Source organism: Gordonia effusa NBRC 100432, assembly GCF_000241305.1.
Classification (GTDB): domain Bacteria; phylum Actinomycetota; class Actinomycetes; order Mycobacteriales; family Mycobacteriaceae; genus Gordonia; species Gordonia effusa.
The window spans coordinates 1-22,184 of the sequence record NZ_BAEH01000039.1 but is presented as its reverse complement, the minus strand read 5'-3'; the positions used below and the strand labels follow the sequence as shown (position 1 = coordinate 22,184).

Sequence of the window (22,184 nt, the reverse complement as noted above, 5' to 3'; positions counted from 1 at the left end):
CATCCGAAAGAGGAGAAGAGTTGACAACGGTAGATGACGCCGATGAGCCGACTGGCCACGTTCCCGATGACTCATCACAGCCGACATCCTCGCGCGAGCTGGCCATTGAGTGGCATCCGGACGCGTTGCGCCCCGGTTTCGATTGGAATGTTGCTCTCCCGACCGACTGGGCGGTATTGAAAACCCATCCCGCGCAATGGCGTCGGCAGAATGAGCGAATTGTCGACGACTACTACGGGGGCAAGCGCGTAGCCGCCAAAGTCCGGCGCGCGCTGCTCAAGTCGCTCGAAGACGCGGTTGCGGTCACTCAGAAGAATCGAATACTTCTCACGCTGATCCACCCGGGCGTCGACGCCGAGGGACGTATTGAGAATGTTTCGCTCAATCTGATGTTTACCTCCAGCTCGCCCAGGCTGGCGTCGATGGCGCCGATCCGGAAGGGGTTGGAGGGCAAGTCCGGCAAACTCGACGAGCTGACAACACCGTCGGGCAATGCGTACGTCTTGGTTGAACGCCAGCAGCAGCAGCGAGATGGGGATTCACTCCGTGACGTTGTGTCGATTCAAGCGTTCTATCCGCTGCCTTCCACGACATGGACGCTGGTGATCGGCGCGACGACACCGCGGATTGACTGGTCCGATGCGCTGCGGGATGCCGTCATTCGGATGGCGGGCAGTGTTTCGTGGCGGGACAATCAAGCGGGTGACCCGGTAGATACTGCATCTGAACTGCCGGATCCGATCTCGCTCGTGTCTTATCGCGTGCCGAAATGATCGAGCATCTGCCGGGGTCGAATGGCCGCAAACGGTCGAGGATGTTAGCCTCGGCAATCAAGACCATCGTTGACGGTGAAGGGGTTGTTGCGTAGTGGGCGACTACATTCGCGTTCCCAAAGAGCACATGATTTCGCTCGGGCAGAGCCTGGAGCACGTTCGAGTGCAACTCGAAGCCGAGAACGCATCGGGCACAACGGTAACCGGTTATGACCATCGTCATGGCGGCAAGGTTGAGTCGTCAGAGGATGCCTTTCAGGGCGCCTGGAAGACGAGTATCAAGATGCTCGCCGAGGCGATAGGTGACCTTGGCAAGGTGTCGGAGGCGATTGGTTCCGGTGCCAAGGCCATCGACAGCGAGGTGGCCAAGGCGGCTAACCAGGCAGCGGGCAACCTCTCACAATTCAACTTCCATATCTGATAGATCGAGGACTGAGTCGATGGCTGGAGATATTTTCGCTTGGCGTGATTCCGCGGCGACTAGCGCCAAGACACGAGTGCTGAGCGTCTCGTCTGCCCTTCTGGGTGATATCAGAGATCTCGACGGCAAGATCAAGGGCCGTGGTGGCTGGGTCGGTACCGAACACGACACCTTCACCGATGTTTTCGATAGCTGGGATAAGGCCGCGACTTCTGTCAGTCAGATTCTCGAAGCCGTTTCCAAACTCATTGGAGCGGGCGGAGACGCGGTTGTCGACTACAAGGCGAAGGTGAATCAGGCGCTCGGTGACTGAGCCGGAGCATTGCCTGTCACACGCTGCAGAAGCGTGGTGAAGGCGAATAGTTCGTCGGTCCCGGTTGGAACCGACACGCTGCCCGCGCGATACCCGGCGGTTTGACGTTGGGGGATCGGGACAACATCGTCGTGTTCACACGCGGCCCGGGATTCTTCTGATCCGCCGACGGCGACGACGGTGACTGCCTTGCGTCGAGCGGCGTCGGCCAATATCGACTTCCCTTGGTGCAGCCAGCTGTGGCCGAGGTCTTGTGGATCTCCGACGAGAACGATGTGCGACGCGAGGCCGGTGGCAACTGCGATAGTCGATTTGGGCACCCCGTGCGGCACGTCGATGATCAGACTCGGGAATCGCCGGCGGAGCTTCCATACAGCGGACCGCAGCGACTCCGGCGGTATCGCACCCGGACCGTCGAGCCAGCAGGTAGCTAGCGGGACACTCGCACCCATGTCGACGAAGTCGGTGACCCTCGCGCGGCTCAAGGAGGCATCGTGGGACGCCGCTAGTCCGATCAGGTCGCCCGCGCCGGACGAGGACAGGAGCCGCCGTAGCGGCTGCGAAACCCCATCGGCGTCGACCGCGACCAGAGGGTCGGGGAGAGTGGACTGCATCAGTGATGCGAGCGTTGCGGTGATAGGGCTGGTCGCGCTTCTCGTGTCGAGTGGCAGCACGGCCACCGCCACTGGGAGTTGATCAGACGGAGCGAAACTACGCTGTAATCGTGCGAGTCGACCCGCTGACCTGAGTTGGCTCCATCTGTTCTGTCCGGTAACCACGGGGGAATTCTATCGGACAGATCGGCGCCTGCCGTGGGGCGCCGCGTTTGGATAGGTCATGATCGGCCCACTTCGATTGGTAGGCGATAGGACAGCATTAGTTGCCGGGGCCGTGTTTCCACCTCGAAATGACGTCTACTGCGTGAATGACAGGGTTTGATGGCGAACATGCAGGTAGCTGCGCTGCGTGGTGGTCAGTCCACCGTCGCGAACCGGGTTGAGCCTGCTCGCGGCCCGTATCCTCAGCCCTCGTGTACTTCAACCGGGGTTGGCGACGCCGAACGGTCGCATTGAGCGTTGCGTTGCTCGCTGGATGTTTGGTGCTGGCGGGTTGTTCGTCGCGTTTGGACAAAGAAGAGGAAACGAAGACTCGTGACGTTCCCTCGTACCAGCTGAAGGCATGGTCCGAGCTGCATGCTGATCCGTACCAGATTTCCGAGCGGGCGCTGCGGGCGTATGCCTATGCCGCGGCCGCGATGGACAAAGCCATGCCCGCGTGCAAGATCGGTTGGTCCACGCTCGCCGGAATCGGCAAAGTATCGAGCGATAACGGATCCGCCGGAGGGGCTTCATTGGCCCCGGACGGTACTGTCTCGCCCGCGCAGCGTGACCTCGACCAAGCAAATCCCCCGAAAACACCGCCTCTCGCCGATACAGACGCGGGAAAGTATGACGGCAATCAATTGCTTGACGTGACTATGGGGCCGATGCAGATTCTGCCGAGTAGGTGGGAACAATTCGCCACTGACGCGGACAATAATGGGAAGGCCGATCCCGATAATATCGATGATGCTTCGCTGACTGCCGCCCGTTTCCTTTGTGCCGCCGGAGGAGACCTTTCGAAGTCGGATGGCTGGACTGCGGCAATGAATCAGTTCAACGCAACGCCCGGATTTGCGGCTAAGGTACACGCGATCGCCGCGATGTACGGCCGTTGATCGTGTCTAAAGCCATGCTTGACCCATTAGTTATTCGGAGAAGGAAAGTATGAAGAGGCATCGCTCTGAAATGCGTCGCCGGCTGTTGCCCGGAATGATACTGCTTGTGTCGTCGGCGCTCGTGATCACTGGCTGCTCCAATTCCAGTTCGAATAGTGGGAACGGGAATCAGCCGAATCTGAACGCGCAGCCGCAGTTGTCCGTGCCGAATGTGCAAACCGCTGGGATGATCGTCCCTCCCGCGCCCGCCGTGCCGGCCCTCAAGGTTGAGTCACCAGCGGCGAATCCCAATGACAACAAGAATAACGACAATAATAACAATCAGAATGCCCCTACGGGTCCGTCGGATCTGTATCCCAAGAACGAAGACAAGGGTGAGAAACGTGGTGACGGGCAGCCGATCACCCGCGGCGGTGTGACGAATGCGTTCGTCACGAAACTCACGGGCGCCAAATCCGCGGATCATACCGACACTAAGTGGGGCGTGGCGGGCGCGGGCAATGCCGTTATGTGGGATAACGGTCGCGGCCAAATAATCACCATGTTCGGTGACACATTCGGCCGCCCGCGTCCTAAAGGTGAGAGTTCGAATCAGCCGCAGTACCTGACCGGTGATGGTCTCAACTTGCAGATCCTTCCCAAAGAGGTACCATTCCCAGCGCTTCCGTATATCAGTGTGAAGCAGGGGGCTACGCGCGGATCCGGATTTGCCGGTGATACCGGGACTAGCGCTCCGACGGGTTTTGACTGGCGAGTCAACACACTGGCGTACTCGTCGACCAAAAATCTTCGCCAGATGAGCTATAGCGGTTTCCTCACCGATCGTGCCAGCCACGCGCGGCAAGTGATTTCGGCCCGCCGCGTTAACGGCTCGGAGATCACGACCCTCCCTACTTCGGGTATTTCTATCGGTGGCCGTCAGTACATGACGTATGCGTCGGTCCGCCGATTCGGCCCGTCGCCGGGTTCCTGGACGACTAACTATTCGGGTATCGCCGTCTCCAACGACAACGGTGTTACGTGGCGAAAGTCGGGAAACGCCTTCTGGACCAATGCGGGGCCCGCCCGGAACTTCCAGATGCTTTCCCTCGCCCGGCGCGGAAACTGGGTCTATATGTTCGGCACTGAGCAAGGGCGTATCGGCGGCGTCTACGTGGCGCGGGTTCCCGCACATCAGCTCATGTATCGGTCCGCCTACCAGTATTGGATGGGCAACCACTGGCAAAAGGGCCTGGTAGGCGAGCCGCAGCCGATAGTCTCCGGTGGCATCGGCGAGGTATCTGTCCAGTACAGTCCGTCACTTCGACGGTGGCTGATGATCGCGACCGACGTGTTCAACAACGGGATCGTCCTACGTCAGGCGGCCACGCCACAGGGACCGTGGACGTCGCCGCAGGTGATCGCATCGGCCAAGAACTACCCGTCGATCTACGGTGCCAGCATCCACCCGTGGTCGAAGGGCAATGACCTGTTCTTCACGATGTCCCAGTGGTCTAGCTACAACGTCTATCTCATGCACGCGACGATTACCCGCCGCGGTATTCCGGCGCCGTCGTTATGGGTTCCGGAGATTCCGTTGCCCGGCGGCTCACGAATTCCATTCGGCCCGATGCCCGATGGAATGCCGAAGCTTCCAGAGTTGAAGCTGCCCGAGTCGATGGGTGGACCACCGTCAGGAAGTTCGCCGAGGGGTCCTGGCGGCTAGTACGTGGTCTCGGTCCTCAAGTGCGTCTTGAGGGCCGAGGCCGGGTCATCTAACGCGAAGCGTATCCGCTTGGCGTTATCGATCGCCCGCCTCGAATATGTGCCGTGCCAGTTTGACGGTGATATCCGATAGCCCGATATCGCCGAGACTGAGATCTAAGCCGCGGCCGGTGAGGGGAAGATCCCATCGCCCATCGGGATAGACCGTGATGCCGAGTGGAAAGGTTCGAATTGACGTAGAGTATCGGGTTACCGCCTCCGGCTGACCTTGTTGGAATGGCAGCACCACCGTCAGTCGACTGGTATGTAGAAATCGTTGCAGTGGGTTCGCGGTATTGAAGACCCAGTCTGGAATACGGCTGCCGGAAGTTACCGCGACGACACGGTCGCTATTGCCCAGAGCGGGGCGCATGAGGGAGCCAGCGACCGAACTTGGCGTGTCTATGACAAACCCGCGGAATCGACGTCTGATCCCCAGTAGTGCATCATTAAGTATTTCTGGTGCGATATCGGGATGGGTAGGAGTTGGAGCGACCACCCCTACGCCCGTAGTGGTCTCGAAATCGACATAATTATCTACCGCCCGGCGTTCGCGCCGTGTGATATCTGACTGTCCCAGCCCTCCGAGATTCCCGCCCGCGCCAGCGCCCAACAGGTGGGTCAACGAACGTTCACCGCTTGTGTCGATGCCAATCATGCGATCTTCGAGAGTTCGATTTCCCGCTATCGCGATAAGTGCCGCTACTACTGACGTCGGTGCGGCGGCTTCTAGGGGAACGACGGCAATACGATGTGGACGCCATCGTTTCAGGTCGATTGTTCGTTCGAGCCGGGCCGCGCGTTTGACGGCCGTATCGGGAGAAGGGCGCCAACTGGTTATACTCGGTGCGGGCATATCAGAGAGCTTAGGGGACCGGACCATGGCCGCGCACGATCGCAGAACTATTCTTCAGGCCCATAGCCTTCGCTACCGGGCAACGATGCTGGCTGTGCTCCATGGGGCTCTCGAACCGCGGTCGCAGTCGCCAGTGGTGAAATTGCTGCTCTTTTCGATCGTTCTGGCGTTCGCGATCCTCGCCGGGATTTTGGCGGCCGGCGTCATTGCCGACCTGATCGCGAGCATGCGCCGTAAGTAGGTGTCGGTTGTTTGAGTGACCCCCTCTACTCGTCCGGATATAGAATCTTGCATTGTTAAGTTCGAAATGTGACGTGACGGGAAGGGAACTGGGCGGATGGCGAACTTTAGTGCGGATCCGGACGGCATGGAACAGCTCGCGGGCACAGTAGTCCAGATGATTGAGGGAGCCTTCGTCGCAATCGAATGCCTGGCGAACAGTGGTTCACACGGCAGCCGACAGGGTGTGGCGATCCAGGCTTCGGTTACGGAATTTCAGACTCAGCTCGGACCCAACATCGTTCGAGCCCTTAACGAGGTACGTGAGCACGGGGAGACGACACAGCGACTCGCCGCGATCGTCAAGGCGCACGAGGCGGGGCTTGTCGGAATGATCGGGAAGGCCCAGTCGGAGTCCGAAACCGAACTACAGGCCGGCGCGCGAGACTTCAACGATGCCGCATCCAGGAGCGCGTGATGCCGGTTCCAATTCCCGAGCCCTTCAATCCGAAGCGGTACGAAATCGAAGGTGACCCGGCGTCGGTTCATCTTTCCCAGCAGCAATGGAATGGAACAGCCGGCCACCTTTACCAGATGGCGTCGAATATCGCGATAAGCATCGCCGACGTGCGGTTCACCGGCCCAGAGGCAGACATGTGGCGGAAGAAGGCGCAGTCGCATATCGATGCCGTAAATCATGTCGCACGAGGAATCCAGGTCGCGGGCGAGGGACTGGGGCAATGGGGTACCTCGTTGGACACCGCCATTTCCGAGATGACCCCGGTCCTGATCTCCGCCCAAGCGGACTACGCGAATTTGTGGAGAGCCTTCCACCGGGTGAATCTCGCTGAGGCGGTCGAAGTTGCCGCGGTTGCGGCTCTCACGGCGGCTGAATCTGAACTCTCGGCCGCGATTGCGGCGACGTCGGGGACGGCGGGGATGGCCGGAGGTGCCATCGCTGCCGCATCCGCGCACGTATCGCAAGCGTCCGTCGAGCTGACCAGGGCATCCGCGGAAGTGGTTGCGGCACATCAGGATCATCAGGCAAGTCGACGCAAATGGGATGCGACCAACGAGGAAGCCGATGGAATCCAGTCGCAGTTGGGTGTCAACGCGATGCTGTCGGCTGGGACGATCAACGTAGGCACCAGCCAACGTCATAACGCGGTGAACGCGATGAACAAAGCGCGTTCGACTGGAGATGAAGCCGCAGATTCCGCGGACTCGGTGAAAGGTGGCGATGCGAGCCAGCCGGGTGCGTTCCGAAACGTGTCCAATACCTCCGTCGTTCCCGGCGCTACCAGGACAATTTCGGATTTCTCGACTGCTTCGCAGACGACTCGCGTCGCCGTCGACAGCTATCAGTTGTCGACCACGAATCCGTCAAGCCCGACCAGGGGAGCGGCCAATCACGGCGATGCCGGGGCGTTCAGTATGCCCGGCATACGAAGTGGCGGCGCTCGAAAAACCGGCAGCAAGAAGAATAAAGACAACGATAAAGTTAAGAAGGATGGAAAGAAATCCGACACCGAGGGCAATGATCTAGTTGTCGGTGGACGCGGTTGATACACACCATCGAAAGAGACTGAATGACGAGTCCGGAGTCGACGCAGCCACCGCCGTGGATGGGTGGACCTGAGCCAACCACCGACAATCGACCGGTTGCGAATGAGCCAGCGGCCGGCGGGAACCCCTTCGCCGGCGTGACCGCGGCGGCGAACGGCGCCGCAGCGACGGTCCATCCGCCGGTCAATGCCGTTCCGGGCGTCGTAGGGTATCCAGCACCGGCTCAGGCGTCGAATCCCGTGCAGCCGACCTCGGGCCGACATGGCATCGTGACCGAAACCGAAGGCGCGGGTGGTGGGTTCAATCCCGTCCCGCAACCGGTCCGATCGGAGGTTCCGGTGCCGCCACTGCCCAATCTGCTTCCATCGGGATTCCCCCAGTCTCAGGTGCCGCTGGATCACCACATGCCTCAGGAGCCCGTCGGCTCGGCGGTGACACCGGTCGGTCCGCAACAGGGGCCCATGTGGCAGCAGCAAGTGCCGAATGTGCCGCCGCAGAATTTTCCGCCGCAGAATGTGCCGCAGCCGAACCTGCCGTCACGAGATATGCCGCCGCAGAATGTGTTGCCGCCGAATATGCCGCCGCAAGATATGCCGCAGCCGAATGTCGTACTGCCGCAACCAGATTCGCAGTTGCGACCGCCTATACACACCCAGGTCGGTCAGTCGGTGATGCAGCAAATGCCGATGACTGCCGGGCGCAAAGATCGTGGGTGGCGATCGCGCCTGCGAAGTGCGGCTGGGGGCCTGATCACCTTCGGTGGTACCAGTAGTCACCAAGATATCGTTCAGTTGGCCCAGCGAGTGCGTCAACCAGTTGGTTCGGATTTTAAGGTCGCCGTCCTCTCGTTGAAGGGCGGCGTTGGTAAGACGACGGTGACGATTGGGCTGGGCTCGGCGTTGGCGTCACTGCGCGGGGATCGCGTCATCGCGGTCGACGCCAATCCTGACTTGGGAACGCTTGCCCGTAGGGTGCCGCTCCAGACGTATTCGACGGTGCGGGATCTACTCGGCGACCCGAACGTTGCGCGGTACTCCGATATTCGCAGGCATACCAATCAAGCATCTAGCCGCTTGGAAGTTCTCGCTTCGTCGAGTGACCCGGCGCTGTCGGAGGCATTTTCAGAAGAAGAATATCTGCGGGTCGTATCGATTCTTGAAAATCACTACAATCTGATCCTCACCGACTGCGGCACGGGCCTGGTGCATTCGGCGATGTCGGGTGTTCTGAAGGCCGCGAACTCACTCGTCTTGGTTACGTCGCCGGCGATCGATGGAGCTCAGAGCGCTGTGGTGACTCTCGATTGGCTCAACGCACATGGATATCAGGAACTGGCGAGAAACGCGATTGTGGTCATCGCGTCGGCGCGCGATCGGAATTCACCCGTCGACATTTCGATGTTGACTGACTATTTCGCCGGCCGCACTCGTGCGGTCCAAGTGATTCCTTATGATCCGCATCTCGCGGTCGGGGCGCATATCGACCTGGAACAATTGGAAGAGCGCACGCGAGCGGCGTTTTTGGAACTCTCGGCGACTGTGGTCGATGCTTTCGCGGTACCACCTCTGCCGCAGCCTCAGCAGTTTCCTGGATTCGGTTCACCGCAGCAATTCGGCCAACCGAATTTTCCTCCCACCGGTGCCGTCGGGTGGTCACCCCAGCAGTGAAGAAAGTGATTGTTCGCCACGTTTGGCTGACACCGGCATTAACCATACGTGTGGCGTTAGCTCGCCGTGGATAGGTGGACGTGGGCAATGCTTATCTAGCACCGTCGGTCAATTCACGTTCTCTGCGTATTCTTTCGGAACTATTCCGAACGTGCTACGGTCTTTGCCTACGTCATATGATTGTTCATATGCAGCTATCGCTTCTCCGTCTTTTTGTACTAGAGCTTTTCCGTATTTGCCCATTATCTCGAGCATCTTATGTCTGAAGCCGACATTGGTTGTGTCTACCTGGATCACCCCGTCCTTTACCCAGCCGTATTTAATGAGCTCTGGATCGGAGAGGATCTCAGGATGTTTCTCGGCGAGTCCTTGGACAATTGCGGCATCAAGAGTGTGCGAGTTATCGATGGTAGCGACATAGTTGAGTGTATTCCTCAATGCAGCCGGTGTCTCCACATCGGCGGGATTGAGAGCACCTAACGTTGCAATCTTTACGAGGGGGTTCGCGATCTTCAGGCCGATGTCGCCAACTTTTCCTACTGTCCCGATCGGACCCGGTACCTTGCCGGCGATGCCTGTTGCGGACGATAGTGCCGCCACCGTCGTATCCCACAAGGCGCCGTTCTTTGCCAATTCGAGTATTTTGTTATAGCGGTCGCGAGCGGTCGCGTCGGCAGCAACATTTGACACCGCATAGACCATAGCCACGTGCATTTGGCCGGCGATGTCGGCAGTGGATGCATTGGTTCTGCCGGCCCCGTAATTCTGTGCGAGCAGGGCCTCTTGAGTCATGATGGCATCGGTGGTTTCAACTCCGGCAATGGGATCTGAATACATTGCCTTCAATAGATTGACATATGCCGATTTCTGCATTGGCTGTATTCCGGCTAGCGCGATATATCCCGCGAAATTTGCGTGGTATGCGCGGAATCCTTGGGCTAGCGCCTGAGTGACGCCAGGGTTTGTCTCACCCAGCTTCGCGTACTTTCCGCTGGATAGTAGTTTGCCGAACGAGTTTGCCGCCTTTTGTGTGTTGTCGCGTTCGGGGAAACTGTTGATTTGCGCGAAAACTTTGTTGAGTCCGAATTCTGGATTCATCTTCTTTTCTCCGCTGATTTCACCATTGACGTCGCGCCCGTTCCAACTGGCATTTAACAGATTGTCTATGGTTCCCCCGTCATATCCCTCGAGCATGTTGTCACCGGCGAGCGCATCGACGCTAGCGTTGTGATCGTCACCCACAATCTTCAACATATCGGCGGCGGTGTCGAGATAGTAGTCTTCGTTGACCTCTTTGTAGCCCTGGTAGCGTTCCGGGCCGGTGGTGGGGGCACTGTACAGGCGAACGTTTGCGTCGAGTTCCCTTTGTCGTTCGGCCCATGCTATTTCTCCTGAGCGCGCGATCATACTCCGTGAGATATCTGAGCCGTTGCGGTAACGATATCCATTGGTGGAGTCAGTACTGTTCTGATAGATCTGCGTGAGTTTCCGTAAAGTCTCCCCATTTTTCATGGTAAAGTCCCGTTGGGTACCGGGTCCATTGTTCTTTCCGTCGAACGACCATCTGGAGCGTCCGAAAATGGAAAAATGTGATTCGGATTTTATGTCCGGCTCAGTTAACGCCGTCGCGATGTTATTAGGGAGGTTGTTGATTGATCCACTTTGCTCGCTCCCCAATGCGTCTAAATACTTCACCTGATTGCTGGAGAGTAAGAAGTGGCTGTCGCTCACTGAGCCAGCGATATCAGGGCTCTCTTTGAGAAATTTCTCTAGTCCAGATACTGTCGAAGGAAGGGATTCGTTGAAACGCTTGAGGTATGCGATAGTCGCTGCGTCGAGCTTAACATTCTCGCCGTTCTCTAGTGCTCTTAGTAGTGAATCGTCAGGTTTTCCGTCGATCTCTTTGACAAGAGACGCGTTCTCCTTGAAGCGATCCTTCGCCGCAGCCTTCTGCTGTGACGTCGGAAATTCTGTCCGCCCTGCGATGCGGCCATTCTGAATGACGTGTGCGTCATGTTCCGCTTCTTCTTGGGCTTTTCGAATGGCTTCGGGAGAATTTTTGTTGCCGGCACTCGCATCGCCCGATGGCTGGTCCTTTTGCCGCTTCAACTCCACCAGCATCGCGACGAGGTTGTAATTGGCCATGGTCTCGAAATCGCTGGTGGATTTGCCGGGCAGAGTCGTAGTGTTGCCGGAGCTCGGCGCCGCCGTTCCCGACCCACCTTTCGTTGTATTGCCTGGAATGGCGCCATCGTCGTCGGGTATCGGTGATTTTCTTGGGGTGATATTTCCGGTATAGGTGGCCCTATTCGGTACGGTGGGAGCCTTCGGCACGGGCAGCGGTTTGTCCGATATCGATCCCATTCCCGCATGTCCTCCTGAAATAGCCGGGGTTGCTTCCGTTTGAATATCGTTGACGCTACCCCGACACGGAACCCTCACTGTCGGTTCCGTGACCGACGCCGTCGAGGTTGGGAAGGGCATTGGCGGCCGTAGCCGTGATCCTTTGTTCCTCGGGCCAGTAGGTGTATTGCGCGCGCTGCGGGGGGTTTCCGCGACGAATGAGGCGCCCACGTCCAGGCGGTTCGGATTGCAGGTAGACCTTGGTGAAGATCTGACCTTCGGAGCGATCGCCGGATAACAGGATGCTCGCACCACCGTTATCGCGCAGCCCGGTGAGGACAGGGTCGAAAAGGGCGCGAGAAAGTCCACTGGTTTTGCGCGTAATAATGACGTGGAGCCCGATGTCCCGCGCATGGGGAATCAGTGGAATAAGCGCGGATAGCGGGTTGGGAGTCATGGTGGTCGGAACGAGCAGATCGTAATCATCGACGATGACGAACACTTCCGGCCCTGTCCACCAAGATCGAGATCGCAGCTGCGCCGGTGTGACGTCATTGCCGGGCAGGCGGCTGGAGAGAAATTTGTGAAGACGTTCGAAAGTTGTGGCTGCTTGTTCGCGCGTCGTGTCGTAGCTGACCAGTGGCGGTTGGGGGACGGCGTCGAGAAGGCTGCGTCGCGGGTCTATAACCACAATGTTGGTTCCGGCGGCGCCGCGCCGCGCGACTATATCGCCGACAACAGCGCGCAAGAGATTTGTTTTGCCCGATTCTCCTTCGCCGAAGATTGTCAGATGCGGGTCGTCGCCCAGGATGTCGAGATGCAGTGGGGACAGGGTCGCTTCATCAATACCAAGGATGACCGGGGCGGTTTTCGCGGGGACTCCGGAAGTGAGCTCTGAGTACGTGATCCGTTCTGGCAGCATGCGGATTATGGGTGCCTTGGCTCCACGCCACGCCGATCGGATCTGTTCGATAGATCTTTCGACACGTTCTCCGGTGGCGTTGATAATTTGTGCCAGCTTGACGGTCGGAGTTATCACCCGACCGTATTCCTTAGCGCCAATGCGATTTTGGAGGGGTCGAGAGATCATTGAATCGACCGCATTGGCCAAGCGATGTTCGATCATCGTGCTGAGATTCGTATTGAGATTAGTACGAAGATCAGCCAGACGATTCGCGACGATGATGACGTGGAGCCCGTATCCCAGGCCGCGAACGGCGATGTCGGTGACGCTGGCGACCAGCGTTTCGTATTCGGTGTTGAACGTCGCCCACCCGTCGATCATCAGATAGCGATCGGCGACGGTAATTTCCGGAATCGCGCCCTCCGCCACCATGCGGCGCATTTGGCCGATCGAAGAGATGCGGTATTGGACGAATAGTTCTTCGCGTCGGGCCAGTTCATATGTCGTCTCGGCGACGGCGCGTCGGATCTTGTCCGGATCGAAACGCGTCGCCACACCGCCGACGTGCGGGAGGCCCTCCAGATCGCCCATCAAGGTCGAAGCCGCATCGATCACGTACCAAGCCACCTGCCGAGGGGTGTGCGTGACGGCAGATCCCATGACCATCGCTCGCGCGGTAGTAGTTTTCCCAGTTTGCGGAGCACCAAGAATAAGAACGTTCGACGCCGCGGTATCGACGTAAAAGGTGCCCTGCCATTGTTCGGCTGGGTCATCGACAGTTCCGATGGGGAATCGCAGCTTCGAATGGGTCGATGTGTCGGCGACTTGGAGGCCACGATCTGCGGTCGCTGTCAGATTTCCGACGACATCGGTGAGGGAAAGGTCATCGCGGAGCGGCGGAAGCCAGATTTGCTTGACCTTGCGCCCAACTTGGCCCATTCGCTCGGCTGCCACTTCAAGCGCGATTTTGTCGAACGGGCTTTCCTCGCGCTGATCGGTCTCGGCCTTCATAACCGCGGTATAGAGTTCCTGCTGGTTTCGGAGCCATTCACCGGTCGTGTTCCGGATTCCGTACGGCATCGCCAGCGGCGGCAAGTCGAAGCTGACCCGTTCTTCGAGGGGCTCATACCGACCCGACACATAGGCGGCTTTGAATCGCACATATACATCGGGATCGACTTTGAGATAGCCCGATCCAGGAAGTGCGGGAAGCTCGTGCGCATCGACGGTGCCGATCACGATACGTGACTCGACGGCGGAAAACGTGCGCAGGCAGATGCGATAGGACAGGTGCGATTCGAGTCCGCGCAACCGCCCTTCTTCCAGACGCTGCGACGCGAGCAGCAGGTGAATACCGATCGATCGGCCGATACGACCGATCTGCACGAAAAGGTCTAGAAACTCCGGCTTTTGGACAAGTATTTCGCCGAATTCATCGATGATCACCAGCAAGTTGGGAAGCGGTTCGAGTTCGGCGCCAGCGTCCCGACGATCGTTGTAGTCGTAGATGTTCTTCGCACCGGCGGCTTGCAGAACACGCTGCCGGCGTTGCATTTCGCCGGACATAGCGTCGTGTAGACGGTCGACGAGCCCATCACTGTCGCCGAGGTTGTCAACCATTGCCGCGGTATGCGGAAGGATGTCGAGACCGTTGAAGGCCGCACCACCCTTGTAGTCGACCAGAATAAACGCCAAACGTTCGGGCGGGTGGTTAATCGCTTGCGCCAACACCAGTGTTCGCAATACCTCGGACTTGCCCGATCCGGTCGCTCCGATACAGAGGCCATGAGGTCCATGACCTTCCAGCGCGGACTCCTTGAGATCCAGGAAGACCTGGTTTCCGTTGGTGTCGATGCCGAATGGGACTTTTAAGAAATCGGCGAGGGGGCGATGCCGCCAAATATCGATCGGATCGAATCGTCCGATATCGTCCAGGCGCAACAGTTTCTCGATGGTGACAGTGGATTCGAGCGGCGCTTCGGCGCTTTCCTCGGCCGCCAAGCGCACTGACGCCAACTCGTGTGCGATCGCATTGGCCAGACTCGGCGTCATCCGATCGACCGAACCCTTCGACGCCCCCATGATGAGCCGCCTGGTCCGGGCTTCGGCTGCCATTGATGCGCGCCGTGGATTGTCATCAATCGAATTGGGGTCCTCGACGGTGACTTGTCCGTCGTCGGATACCTCCACGCGGCACGTGATCTCGCTCGGTTCGGTGATTCGGCGACGCGTATGCGTGAGGACGCAAATGCCTACCGTAGCGGGCGATATTCCGGGTGGGAACAAGGCTAGGGGTTGTTGGCCGTTGGCGTCGTCGAGGTTGACGACGATGACGATGAACGGCGAGGCAAGAGGTGGATGGCCGATGCGACCGTGTCGTTCCGCGTCGGCGGCCCGTTCGGCGATGAGCTGACTCAACGACGCGTGGAGATCGGGGTGATTCGTCGTAGCCCTGCGTCGGTGTACGGGGCCGTCGAAACCGCCTTCTTCCAGCAAATGCGGCGCGAATTTGATCCAGTTGTGCATCGATGGGTCGCTGCCGATGCACAGGTGCACTGCTGCGTCCTCTGGAGCGTGCAGCGCGAGATATTGGGTCAGCGCCGCACGGATAAGCGACTCGCATGCCTCGGTGCTGCCGATGATGGAGACTGTTCCGGAGAGCTCCACGCAAAGCGGAATACCGTCGATGCGGTCGAAAATGGCTTTCGTCCGTTCCAGGTGCGCTACCGAAATCTGATCGACTTCGGCCGCCGGATCGCCGCCCTCGCTATAGTTCACGTCGCGCGCCAGCGGTCCCGCACCAGTGCCAACGCGGACCATCCCGAAGTCGGGATCCCATCGCCTGCGTTCATAGAGCCGGGCCGGGTTGCTGATGAGTGACAGTAATTCGTTGGGTGCGGGGTGTAAGCGCAGCTGAACTTCGCGTTGTAATTGGATTTCCGGTTGCAGATCCTTTTTCAAGCGGGTAAGGAACTTGATATACGTGGTGCGTTGCATTTCGGCACGTTTACGATGGCCGGTTTTCGAACGTAGATACATGGTAAGACCCATGAGAAGCGCCACCACAATGAAGCCGATTCCCGCGACCATACGCAATTTGTTGCCGGTCGATGCCATCATTAGCATCATTCCGCCGCCGGCCATTAATGGCATCGCCAACCGCAGTACGATTCCTTCTTGAACCGACGAAGGATCGTCGATGGTCGGCGGTGCGGACACATCGAGTGGCTTCTTGGGAAGCGGATCGACTCTAGTTCGAGCCGGTCGATGTATTACGCGTGCCGCCATAAGTCACCTCGATCGTTGTGGCAGTCCCAGTCCAGTAGCCGAGAGCATACGAGAGCGGCGACCCGACGCGGTGAAAACTTGCAGTGGTGCCAGACGGTGCGAGCGGTTGTTCTTTCGCTCCGCACCGGTCCCTGTCTCCCTAGCGCTCTTAGCGCCATGATCGTACCCGGAATGTCGGCGTACCTTCGTCGACATCCGCGGCGTGCGGTGCATTACGAATCGCCACCGTCAGGCATGATAGGGGCCATGAGTACTGGTTTTGTCCGGCTCACAGTAGTGGGACCAAATAACCAAGTCGATGTCAGTCTGCCAACCGATGTGACGATTAACGACTGGCTCGCGTCACTATTATCGCTCGCTGTCATTCAAGGGAATGACAATGTCGATATCACCGCGTGGGCGCTGTCCGATCCGGTGCGCGGCAGGCTTTCGCCGGACGAGTCGCTCGAACGCCTCGGTGTCTTAGACGGCTCGACGCTCTATCTGACCACCATCACCGATGCCGTCGAGACACCATTCGTCGACGATGTGATCGGCGCGATCGAATCCAGAGTCAACACCCAGTACGCCGTATGGACGGGAGCAGTCCGCAACCGTGCGGTTGGCTACCTGATTGCGGCGGTCCTCGCGGCCTTCAGTGTCTGGCTGACGCTTGTCGACGCTGGGTACGCCGCACCGGTGGGCTTGATAGTGGTCTCTACGACCGCAGTTGTTTGCGGGTGGATCGGCCGATCCCGAGACGCGGGACCTGTCGGCTGGTCTGCGGTGTTCGCACTCGGCGCGCTTGGATACGTCGTAGGCGAGGACCAAATGAAGGATTCGGTCTGGGCGTTGGCACTTACCGGAGTCGCACTCGGTGTCGCGATCAATTGTCTGATTCGGACGATCAAACCTGTGGTCGTCGGCGTGGCCGCAATCGTTAGTGCGGTCGTATTCGCCGTTGTCGCAGTTGCTGTGCACATTGGGGCCAACGCCATCGCGATTTCGGGGTGGTCGATGATCCCGTTGGTGCTAATTCTGGGCTATGCGCCAGCATTGGCCCTGTCGACAAGCGGGGTTGTCGCGCTTGTGCGGGGGACTGACGAGGGACAGCTGGCCAGTCGGAGTGACATCGAACATAGGCTGGGCACCACACGATTCTGTGTCGACCTTGTCGTCATTACGACTTCGGCGCTACTCGTTCCCGCGCTCGTCGAAATCGCTCTGTCGGGCGTTTGGGTGCAAGCAATCCTGGCGTTGTATGTGGGAGTCGCGCTCGTTATCCGCTCCAGGTCATTTACTCATGCCCGTCATGTGATCCCCCTACTCGGCACCGCGGCCGTCGCGCTGATGGTTTCTGCTATTGCTGCGCCGCAATGGTTCAATCTGCCCCCCGACGTCTCTATTTTGTTGTCCGCATTGTTAGTCGCGGGCGTTTGCGGCGTGATTGTCTCGCTAGCTGTCATCCGGCTGAACGACGTAAATGCAGCGCGCGTCGCACGTGCCTACGAGGTGTTCGATGCGCCGCTGACCTTGGGGATTGTGCCGATGGTGTTCCTCGCGCAGGGCATTTATCAGTTCTTCTGGCCGTCTTGATCTGTGGTCCTGATGTTAAGGGGCAGCTAGCCTCAGATTTGGCAGGACAGGACGTGCGGTTGCGTTCAACAAATTCATTGTGGTCCGGGATCGACAGTGACCGGCAGATGAGGGGACATATCGATGGCTTTAACCAGAATTCAGGACGAGGGTCTTCAGCAGCACATCACTCAGTTGATGGATTCCGCTGGCCAGTTGCACACTCTCGCTGGTCAGTTCACCAGTGCGATTGAAGCTACGGTTGCTTCGTGGGAAGGCGACGGCGGTGACCAATGGCGGGGATTCGGCCGGCGTGCCCACGACGCTCAGCAGGATATGACGACGACCTTGCAGAGCATCCAAACAAAGCTTGAAGGCGTGCAGCGGGCGTCACGAAGCGGACAGGCTCAACAGCACGAGAGCGTTGTTCATCGTGAGGGGGCTGCGGACTGGGCCGATATTGAAGGCAACTTCCGGAGCGTCTGAATCTAACCGTTCATCACTACTCTTCTTAGGGGAAGAAAATGCCAGAATACAAGTTTCACGATGAGCAGGTGTCAGCCACTCTTGAAGACCTGCAGAGCCAAGTAACGCGTTATGACGCGGAATTGGAAAACTTCGAGGCCGCCAAGAACACTTTGAAGGCTCACTGGGAAGGTGACGAGGCCGATATCTACGAGGCTTTGTTTACTCGTTTCCAGTCCGGTTCGACCGCGGTGCGTAACGTCGTCGCTGAGGTATACAACTCGCTTTCCGAATCCGGCGATCTGAACAACAGTATGCGCTCGGATATGCGTACCGAGCTGGGGCACTGATCTAAACAACTGGTTTGCGATGGGGGCGGTCATCTCTTTCAGAGATGACCGCCTCGTCTTCGCACTTGAACATGTTGGAGTAGTCGGGAGACGACCGTATGACGTGCGATTCTTCGCGGGCGCCGGATATGGAAATTAGCCGAGCAGAACTTGAGACTGAAATCTCGCGTGTTTTAGCGGCTCAAACGGGGCGATCTCCCGATGCGGTCTGGTGCGAAGGCGCTCTTGTCAATTCCGTTGGCGCCAACCAAACGGGTGCAGTCCAGGCCGGTGGGATATGGCTGCCGATCAAGGTCGTCATAGGTTCTGACCGCGGCCTCCACGTCGTCGTCGGGCGGACACCAGTGCCCCGACCGCGATGAATGATTCATTTCACCTAGTCAGAACAACTTCCTAAGGGGATTACTGTGGGAGGTCCGGTAGCTGATCGGCCAGTGCCGACGCCGCCACCTGTGCCGCCGGCGAGCTATACGCCTTATGGCGGGCCTATCCCGGTCAAGGGGCCGCCGACTCCTACCCCGACTCCGCCGACTCCCACTCCTTCGACTTCGACGCCTGCGCCGTCGACACCCACTCCAGCGCCTGCGCCGTCGATATCTACGACGCCCACCCCTGTGCCGTCGGCGCCGGCGACGTCTACGCCCGCGACGCCGGTGCCTGCGACTCCGACGCCCGTGCCGTCAACGCCCGCGACACCTGCGCCGTCAACGCCCGCGACTCCCACGCCTACGCCTGCAACACCTACGCCTGCAACACCGACACCGACGACTCCCACGCCGCCGCCGGCAAAACCTGTTGAGAACAAGACCGCGCTCGGCGGCATAGTTCTGGGTGACGCAAAAGGTCGTCGTGAGGGAGATCGGTGGGAAACGATCCTCCCTGACGGAACCAAGATCATCAACACCATTCCGGTAGGTAATGGTGATCAGACCGTCGATCAAGAGTTTGTCGGAAAAGACGGAAAGATTACCTCTCGTCAACGTGTGGTTTCCAATGGCGAGGGCGGGTATCAGCGCTGGAGTAATGAGTCCGATGGTCGATCGGGTTATCAACTGCAGATGAAACCCGGCGAAAATGTTGAGGGGATTTCCTGGGACCCCGGAGCGGATCCGGCAGGAGCGATTCCACGGTCGTCCTATGGGCAAACCTGGGACGGAAAGAAGTCGTCGACCCTAGCGACTACCGCTAACGGAACCCAGGTACAGGTCGACAGTGAGCAAAAACCGGACGGCAATTGGACTCATCGTCAACAAACCGCCGACGGTTCGGTGACGCTGACGTCGTCGGGGCCGGGGGGCAAGGACACGAAGGTAACTGGCCAGATCGACCCGAAAGGTACTGGGTGGTTTACCGGAGAATCTGGTCAACGCGTCGATACGTTCATCGATGGCAATAATCTCCCGGTATATGTCACAACTGATTCTACGACTGGATCGAAGACATATCAGTTCACGGATCCGAAGACCAATCAGTCCAGAGCCAATGTGGTCGATAAGAATGGCGCGTTTATAGGCCATATGGAATACAATCTTGACGGTTCGGTAAAGTCGGGCGATATAGTCGAAGGCTCGTTTCGTACGACCTGGGTGAATGGCAGCGTCGTAAAAGTCAATAGTCGCGATGATCCGAGTGTCGAGTGGCGAAAGGTCACTCTCAATGCCGACAACACCTCAACGGTCGAGATGAAGGATGGCACTATCCTCACGCTGGACAGTAAGGGGGAAGTGTCGAATGTGCAAATGCCGCCCGATACTCGTCTTGGAGTTCGAAAAGCGTGGGATGGAGCCTGGGAATCGGGAAAGAACTCGATAAACGGATTTAGATCTTTGGTTGGGCTCGGTCCTTATGGTACTGCTGATACCTGGAAGGCTCTCGGCGGCGGAGTTTTCGATGGGGTCTTCAGTACTTTCCAGTATGGCTACGATCTGGTGCGGACGGAGGCTGCAAAAGGCGGCATAGGTGGACCATATGTGGCATCGAAGTCGATAGGCGACCGTTTTGCCGACACAACGAATCTGCTGTTGGGAGTGGACTTCCGCGACTTCGCCGGCGAGGACCCATGGGGAACCGGTGGGCAGCTCGCTGTCGGGGTCCTTTCGTGGGTTGTTACCCCGACGAAGGTCCTCGGCATCACGAGCCGCGGAGTCAGAGTCGCGGGCAATTCAGTTAAGTCGGTTGCTGCGCGCGCGGGCAACCTCGCCAAGAACGCCGCCGAATCGGTGCGAGTTGGTGGAAAGCTAGCGCTCGGCAAGAATGTTGCGGTCAAGGGACCCGAGATCCCCAAGGTTGCCCTGAAACCCGGCGAGGCCGGGTTGCCCAAGATAGCGGCGCCGGGTTCGGTAGAGGCCCCTAAGATTCCGCCAACGCCGAAGCCGCCGGCCGGTCCCAAGATTCCGCCAACGCCGAAGCCACCGGCCGGTCCGAAGATCCCAGCCGAGCCGCCGAAACCGCCGAAACCTCCTGTTGAGCCAACAGCACCGCACGGACCGCCCACGGAGGAGCCGAAGGCTCCCACCGCGCCGATAACGCCGGACTCACCCCGTGAACTGGCGTTGTCGAACGTGCCGGCGAAGTTTTTAGATTGGGCGAATCGACTATATGATCGAATTAGTAACAAGCACCTGCCCGACTGGCTGCGGAATATTGCGCGCGGCGATCTTTTCAACTTGCAGAATCACTATCGGTTCCCGGCGAATGAAGTCTACGTACGAATAATAGACAGTGCTGGCAAGTTCGTTAAGAATGTGAAATTGGATTCATATATCCCAGGCTTAGAGATTGTGTCTCGAAAATTTACGCAGCTGGCCCAAATATCCGAAAAGACTGCGATCGGGTATTTGCGAGAGATAATCGACAAATATCCTGCGGGCAATGATCTATTTAGGATCGCAGACGTTCCGAGCGCACGAGAAAATCCATCGCTTCGTGGGTTAATTGGCGATGCTCTAGACGGCGAGTACTTCCTCGAAGTTCCGGTTCAGACTGGGGCCATACCTGCGGCCATCCTCAAGTTCGCGCGAGACAGCGGAATCAAGATTCGCGATGTGACGGGTCATGTGTACGATTGAGCTACATGCCAGCGATAGGAGTAGTCTTTGTATAGGTATATGAATAATTGGAATGATCTGACGTTGCAGCCTATCGGTGGCGAGGACTATCTTCTGGAAGATGTAGCGCGAGATCGATATGAAAGTGATTCGCACTTTTTCGAGGTAGTTCCAGAACCAGGAGACTCTGGAGTACCTGCCTGGTCGATGCATTTCTATCCCGGCAAGGCGGGTGCGTTTAAGTTCAAGTTTTATGATCGCCATGGGTCGATTATCCGAATTGTTCGATTTGATGCCATTGATGGCCGATTCTTCCGGTCCAAAGTGATCGACTATTCATATCCCGGGGATTCGTTGAAGCGCTGGGGCCAGAGTGAGTCAGTGTATATGGTGACTGGGTTGTCAAAATCCGACGGAACAGCAACTGTCATTACCAATGACAACCGAACCAAACCTGGGCTCGAAACGGTGGCGAAGTATCGGAATGTGCCGACGGAGTCATTCTGGGTGGATCGACCCACGTTCGGAGAGTGGAACGCTCTGGCAGATGCGGATATCGCTGAGCTGGCAACGGGTGTAGGCGTGGCAGATTTCGGTGGCGAGCTAGTGGATTCGGATCGGCGGCCAGGTTTTTCACCTGGGGCGGCGCCGAGTGTCCAGCTCGCGGAGTCCGTGGCGATGGCCGAGTATGGGGTAGCTAAGGCAGTTTTCGAGGCAGCCAAGGATATCTCCGGGTGGGAACGGGTGGTGCTGCGTGCTGATGTGGATGGCAACCTATCGGCGGAATGTCGCGCTGAGGATGATTCGGTGGTGGGGCAACTAACCTTGTCCGACGATGTCACTACTGCGGTGATTCGCCTGGGTTTGACAGCCGCCGCCGACGGCGTCACTTGGTCAGCGATGGTTGTGACGTTGAATGTAGATGGCAACTACCACGTCGACTTTAAAACGGGCGAAT

19 protein-coding genes are annotated in these 22,184 nt (G+C 58.3%); 14 read left to right on the top strand and 5 right to left on the bottom strand.

Features of this window, described 5'->3' with window-relative positions; all coding sequences use genetic code 11:
* The first annotated feature begins 20 nt into the window (after window positions 1-20).
* The 3 genes from GOEFS_RS06610 (at window position 21) to GOEFS_RS06600 (ending at window position 1,507) form a co-directional block, all read left to right on the top strand.
* Window positions 21-773, top strand: coding sequence for a hypothetical protein (locus GOEFS_RS06610; RefSeq protein WP_007317121.1), 753 nt, complete (start codon window positions 21-23; stop codon window positions 771-773).
* Window positions 774-867: 94 nt separating this feature from the next.
* Window positions 868-1,194 carry a hypothetical protein gene (locus tag GOEFS_RS06605; protein ID WP_007317120.1) on the top strand — a complete coding sequence of 109 codons (327 nt, stop codon included), beginning with the start codon at window positions 868-870 and terminating at the stop codon, window positions 1,192-1,194.
* Window positions 1,195-1,213: 19 nt separating this feature from the next.
* On the top strand, window positions 1,214-1,507 hold the full coding sequence (locus GOEFS_RS06600) for a WXG100 family type VII secretion target (RefSeq protein ID WP_007317119.1): 294 nt from the start codon (window positions 1,214-1,216) through the stop codon (window positions 1,505-1,507).
* Here GOEFS_RS06600 and GOEFS_RS06595 read toward each other — a convergent pair.
* Window positions 1,489-2,121: a hypothetical protein gene (locus GOEFS_RS06595; protein ID WP_138917917.1), complete on the bottom strand. Its 633-nt coding sequence runs from the start codon at window positions 2,119-2,121 to the stop codon at window positions 1,489-1,491. The two genes, GOEFS_RS06600 and GOEFS_RS06595, sit on opposite strands and share 19 nt — an antisense overlap.
* 416 nt (window positions 2,122-2,537) lie before the next feature.
* Here GOEFS_RS06595 and GOEFS_RS06590 point away from each other — a divergent pair, with 416 nt between their 5' ends.
* Together GOEFS_RS06590 and GOEFS_RS22375 are read left to right on the top strand one after the other, a co-directional pair.
* Window positions 2,538-3,224: a lytic murein transglycosylase gene (locus GOEFS_RS06590; RefSeq protein ID WP_050949810.1), complete on the top strand. Its 687-nt coding sequence runs from the start codon at window positions 2,538-2,540 to the stop codon at window positions 3,222-3,224.
* 49 nt (window positions 3,225-3,273) lie between these two features.
* Window positions 3,274-4,929, top strand: a complete 1,656-nt coding sequence (locus GOEFS_RS22375; RefSeq protein ID WP_007317116.1) for a glycoside hydrolase family 183 protein — start codon at window positions 3,274-3,276, stop codon at window positions 4,927-4,929.
* A gap of 75 nt (window positions 4,930-5,004) precedes the next feature.
* On the opposite strand, the gene GOEFS_RS06580 is transcribed toward GOEFS_RS22375, so the two are convergent.
* Window positions 5,005-5,823 (bottom strand): hypothetical protein, encoded by an 819-nt coding sequence (locus GOEFS_RS06580; protein ID WP_007317115.1) that lies wholly within the window; start codon window positions 5,821-5,823, stop codon window positions 5,005-5,007.
* Between the two features lie 25 nt (window positions 5,824-5,848).
* Between GOEFS_RS06580 and GOEFS_RS23200 the strand changes: the two genes are divergently transcribed.
* The 4 genes from GOEFS_RS23200 to GOEFS_RS06565 all read left to right on the top strand — a co-directional run bounded on the left by GOEFS_RS23200 (window position 5,849) and on the right by GOEFS_RS06565 (window position 9,275).
* Window positions 5,849-6,064 (top strand): hypothetical protein, encoded by a 216-nt coding sequence (locus tag GOEFS_RS23200; protein WP_007317114.1) that lies wholly within the window; start codon window positions 5,849-5,851, stop codon window positions 6,062-6,064.
* Window positions 6,065-6,160: 96 nt separating this feature from the next.
* Window positions 6,161-6,520, top strand: a complete 360-nt coding sequence (locus tag GOEFS_RS06575; protein ID WP_007317113.1) for a hypothetical protein — start codon at window positions 6,161-6,163, stop codon at window positions 6,518-6,520.
* Window positions 6,520-7,608 (top strand): hypothetical protein, encoded by a 1,089-nt coding sequence (locus GOEFS_RS06570; RefSeq protein ID WP_007317112.1) that lies wholly within the window; start codon window positions 6,520-6,522, stop codon window positions 7,606-7,608. Before GOEFS_RS06575 ends, GOEFS_RS06570 begins: the two co-directional genes overlap by 1 nt.
* A gap of 23 nt (window positions 7,609-7,631) precedes the next feature.
* Window positions 7,632-9,275, top strand: coding sequence for a MinD/ParA family ATP-binding protein (locus GOEFS_RS06565; protein ID WP_007317111.1), 1,644 nt, complete (start codon window positions 7,632-7,634; stop codon window positions 9,273-9,275).
* Between the two features lie 108 nt (window positions 9,276-9,383).
* Here GOEFS_RS06565 and GOEFS_RS06560 read toward each other — a convergent pair whose 3' ends face one another.
* Window positions 9,384-11,639 (bottom strand): TPR repeat domain-containing protein, encoded by a 2,256-nt coding sequence (locus tag GOEFS_RS06560; RefSeq protein WP_007317110.1) that lies wholly within the window; start codon window positions 11,637-11,639, stop codon window positions 9,384-9,386.
* 55 nt (window positions 11,640-11,694) lie between these two features.
* Window positions 11,695-15,810 carry a type VII secretion protein EccCb gene (gene eccCb / locus GOEFS_RS06555; protein ID WP_007317109.1) on the bottom strand — a complete coding sequence of 1,372 codons (4,116 nt, stop codon included), beginning with the start codon at window positions 15,808-15,810 and terminating at the stop codon, window positions 11,695-11,697.
* A 246-nt stretch (window positions 15,811-16,056) separates the two neighbouring features.
* Between eccCb and GOEFS_RS06550 the strand changes: the two genes are divergently transcribed.
* From GOEFS_RS06550 to GOEFS_RS06540, 3 genes are all read left to right on the top strand, one after another.
* On the top strand, window positions 16,057-17,385 hold the full coding sequence (locus tag GOEFS_RS06550) for an EsaB/YukD family protein (protein WP_007317108.1): 1,329 nt from the start codon (window positions 16,057-16,059) through the stop codon (window positions 17,383-17,385).
* Window positions 17,386-17,508: 123 nt separating this feature from the next.
* Window positions 17,509-17,850 (top strand): WXG100 family type VII secretion target, encoded by a 342-nt coding sequence (locus GOEFS_RS06545; RefSeq protein WP_007317107.1) that lies wholly within the window; start codon window positions 17,509-17,511, stop codon window positions 17,848-17,850.
* A gap of 38 nt (window positions 17,851-17,888) precedes the next feature.
* Window positions 17,889-18,179, top strand: coding sequence for a WXG100 family type VII secretion target (locus GOEFS_RS06540; protein ID WP_007317106.1), 291 nt, complete (start codon window positions 17,889-17,891; stop codon window positions 18,177-18,179).
* A 475-nt stretch (window positions 18,180-18,654) separates the two neighbouring features.
* Here the strand turns inward: GOEFS_RS06540 and GOEFS_RS06530 are convergent, their stop codons facing one another.
* Window positions 18,655-18,903, bottom strand: coding sequence for a hypothetical protein (locus GOEFS_RS06530; protein ID WP_138917916.1), 249 nt, complete (start codon window positions 18,901-18,903; stop codon window positions 18,655-18,657).
* A gap of 544 nt (window positions 18,904-19,447) precedes the next feature.
* Here GOEFS_RS06530 and GOEFS_RS22370 point away from each other — a divergent pair.
* On the top strand, window positions 19,448-21,247 hold the full coding sequence (locus tag GOEFS_RS22370) for a hypothetical protein (protein WP_138917915.1): 1,800 nt from the start codon (window positions 19,448-19,450) through the stop codon (window positions 21,245-21,247).
* Window positions 21,248-21,286: 39 nt separating this feature from the next.
* The coding region (locus tag GOEFS_RS06520) for a hypothetical protein (RefSeq protein WP_040524623.1) at window positions 21,287-22,184 on the top strand (898 nt) is incomplete at its 3' end.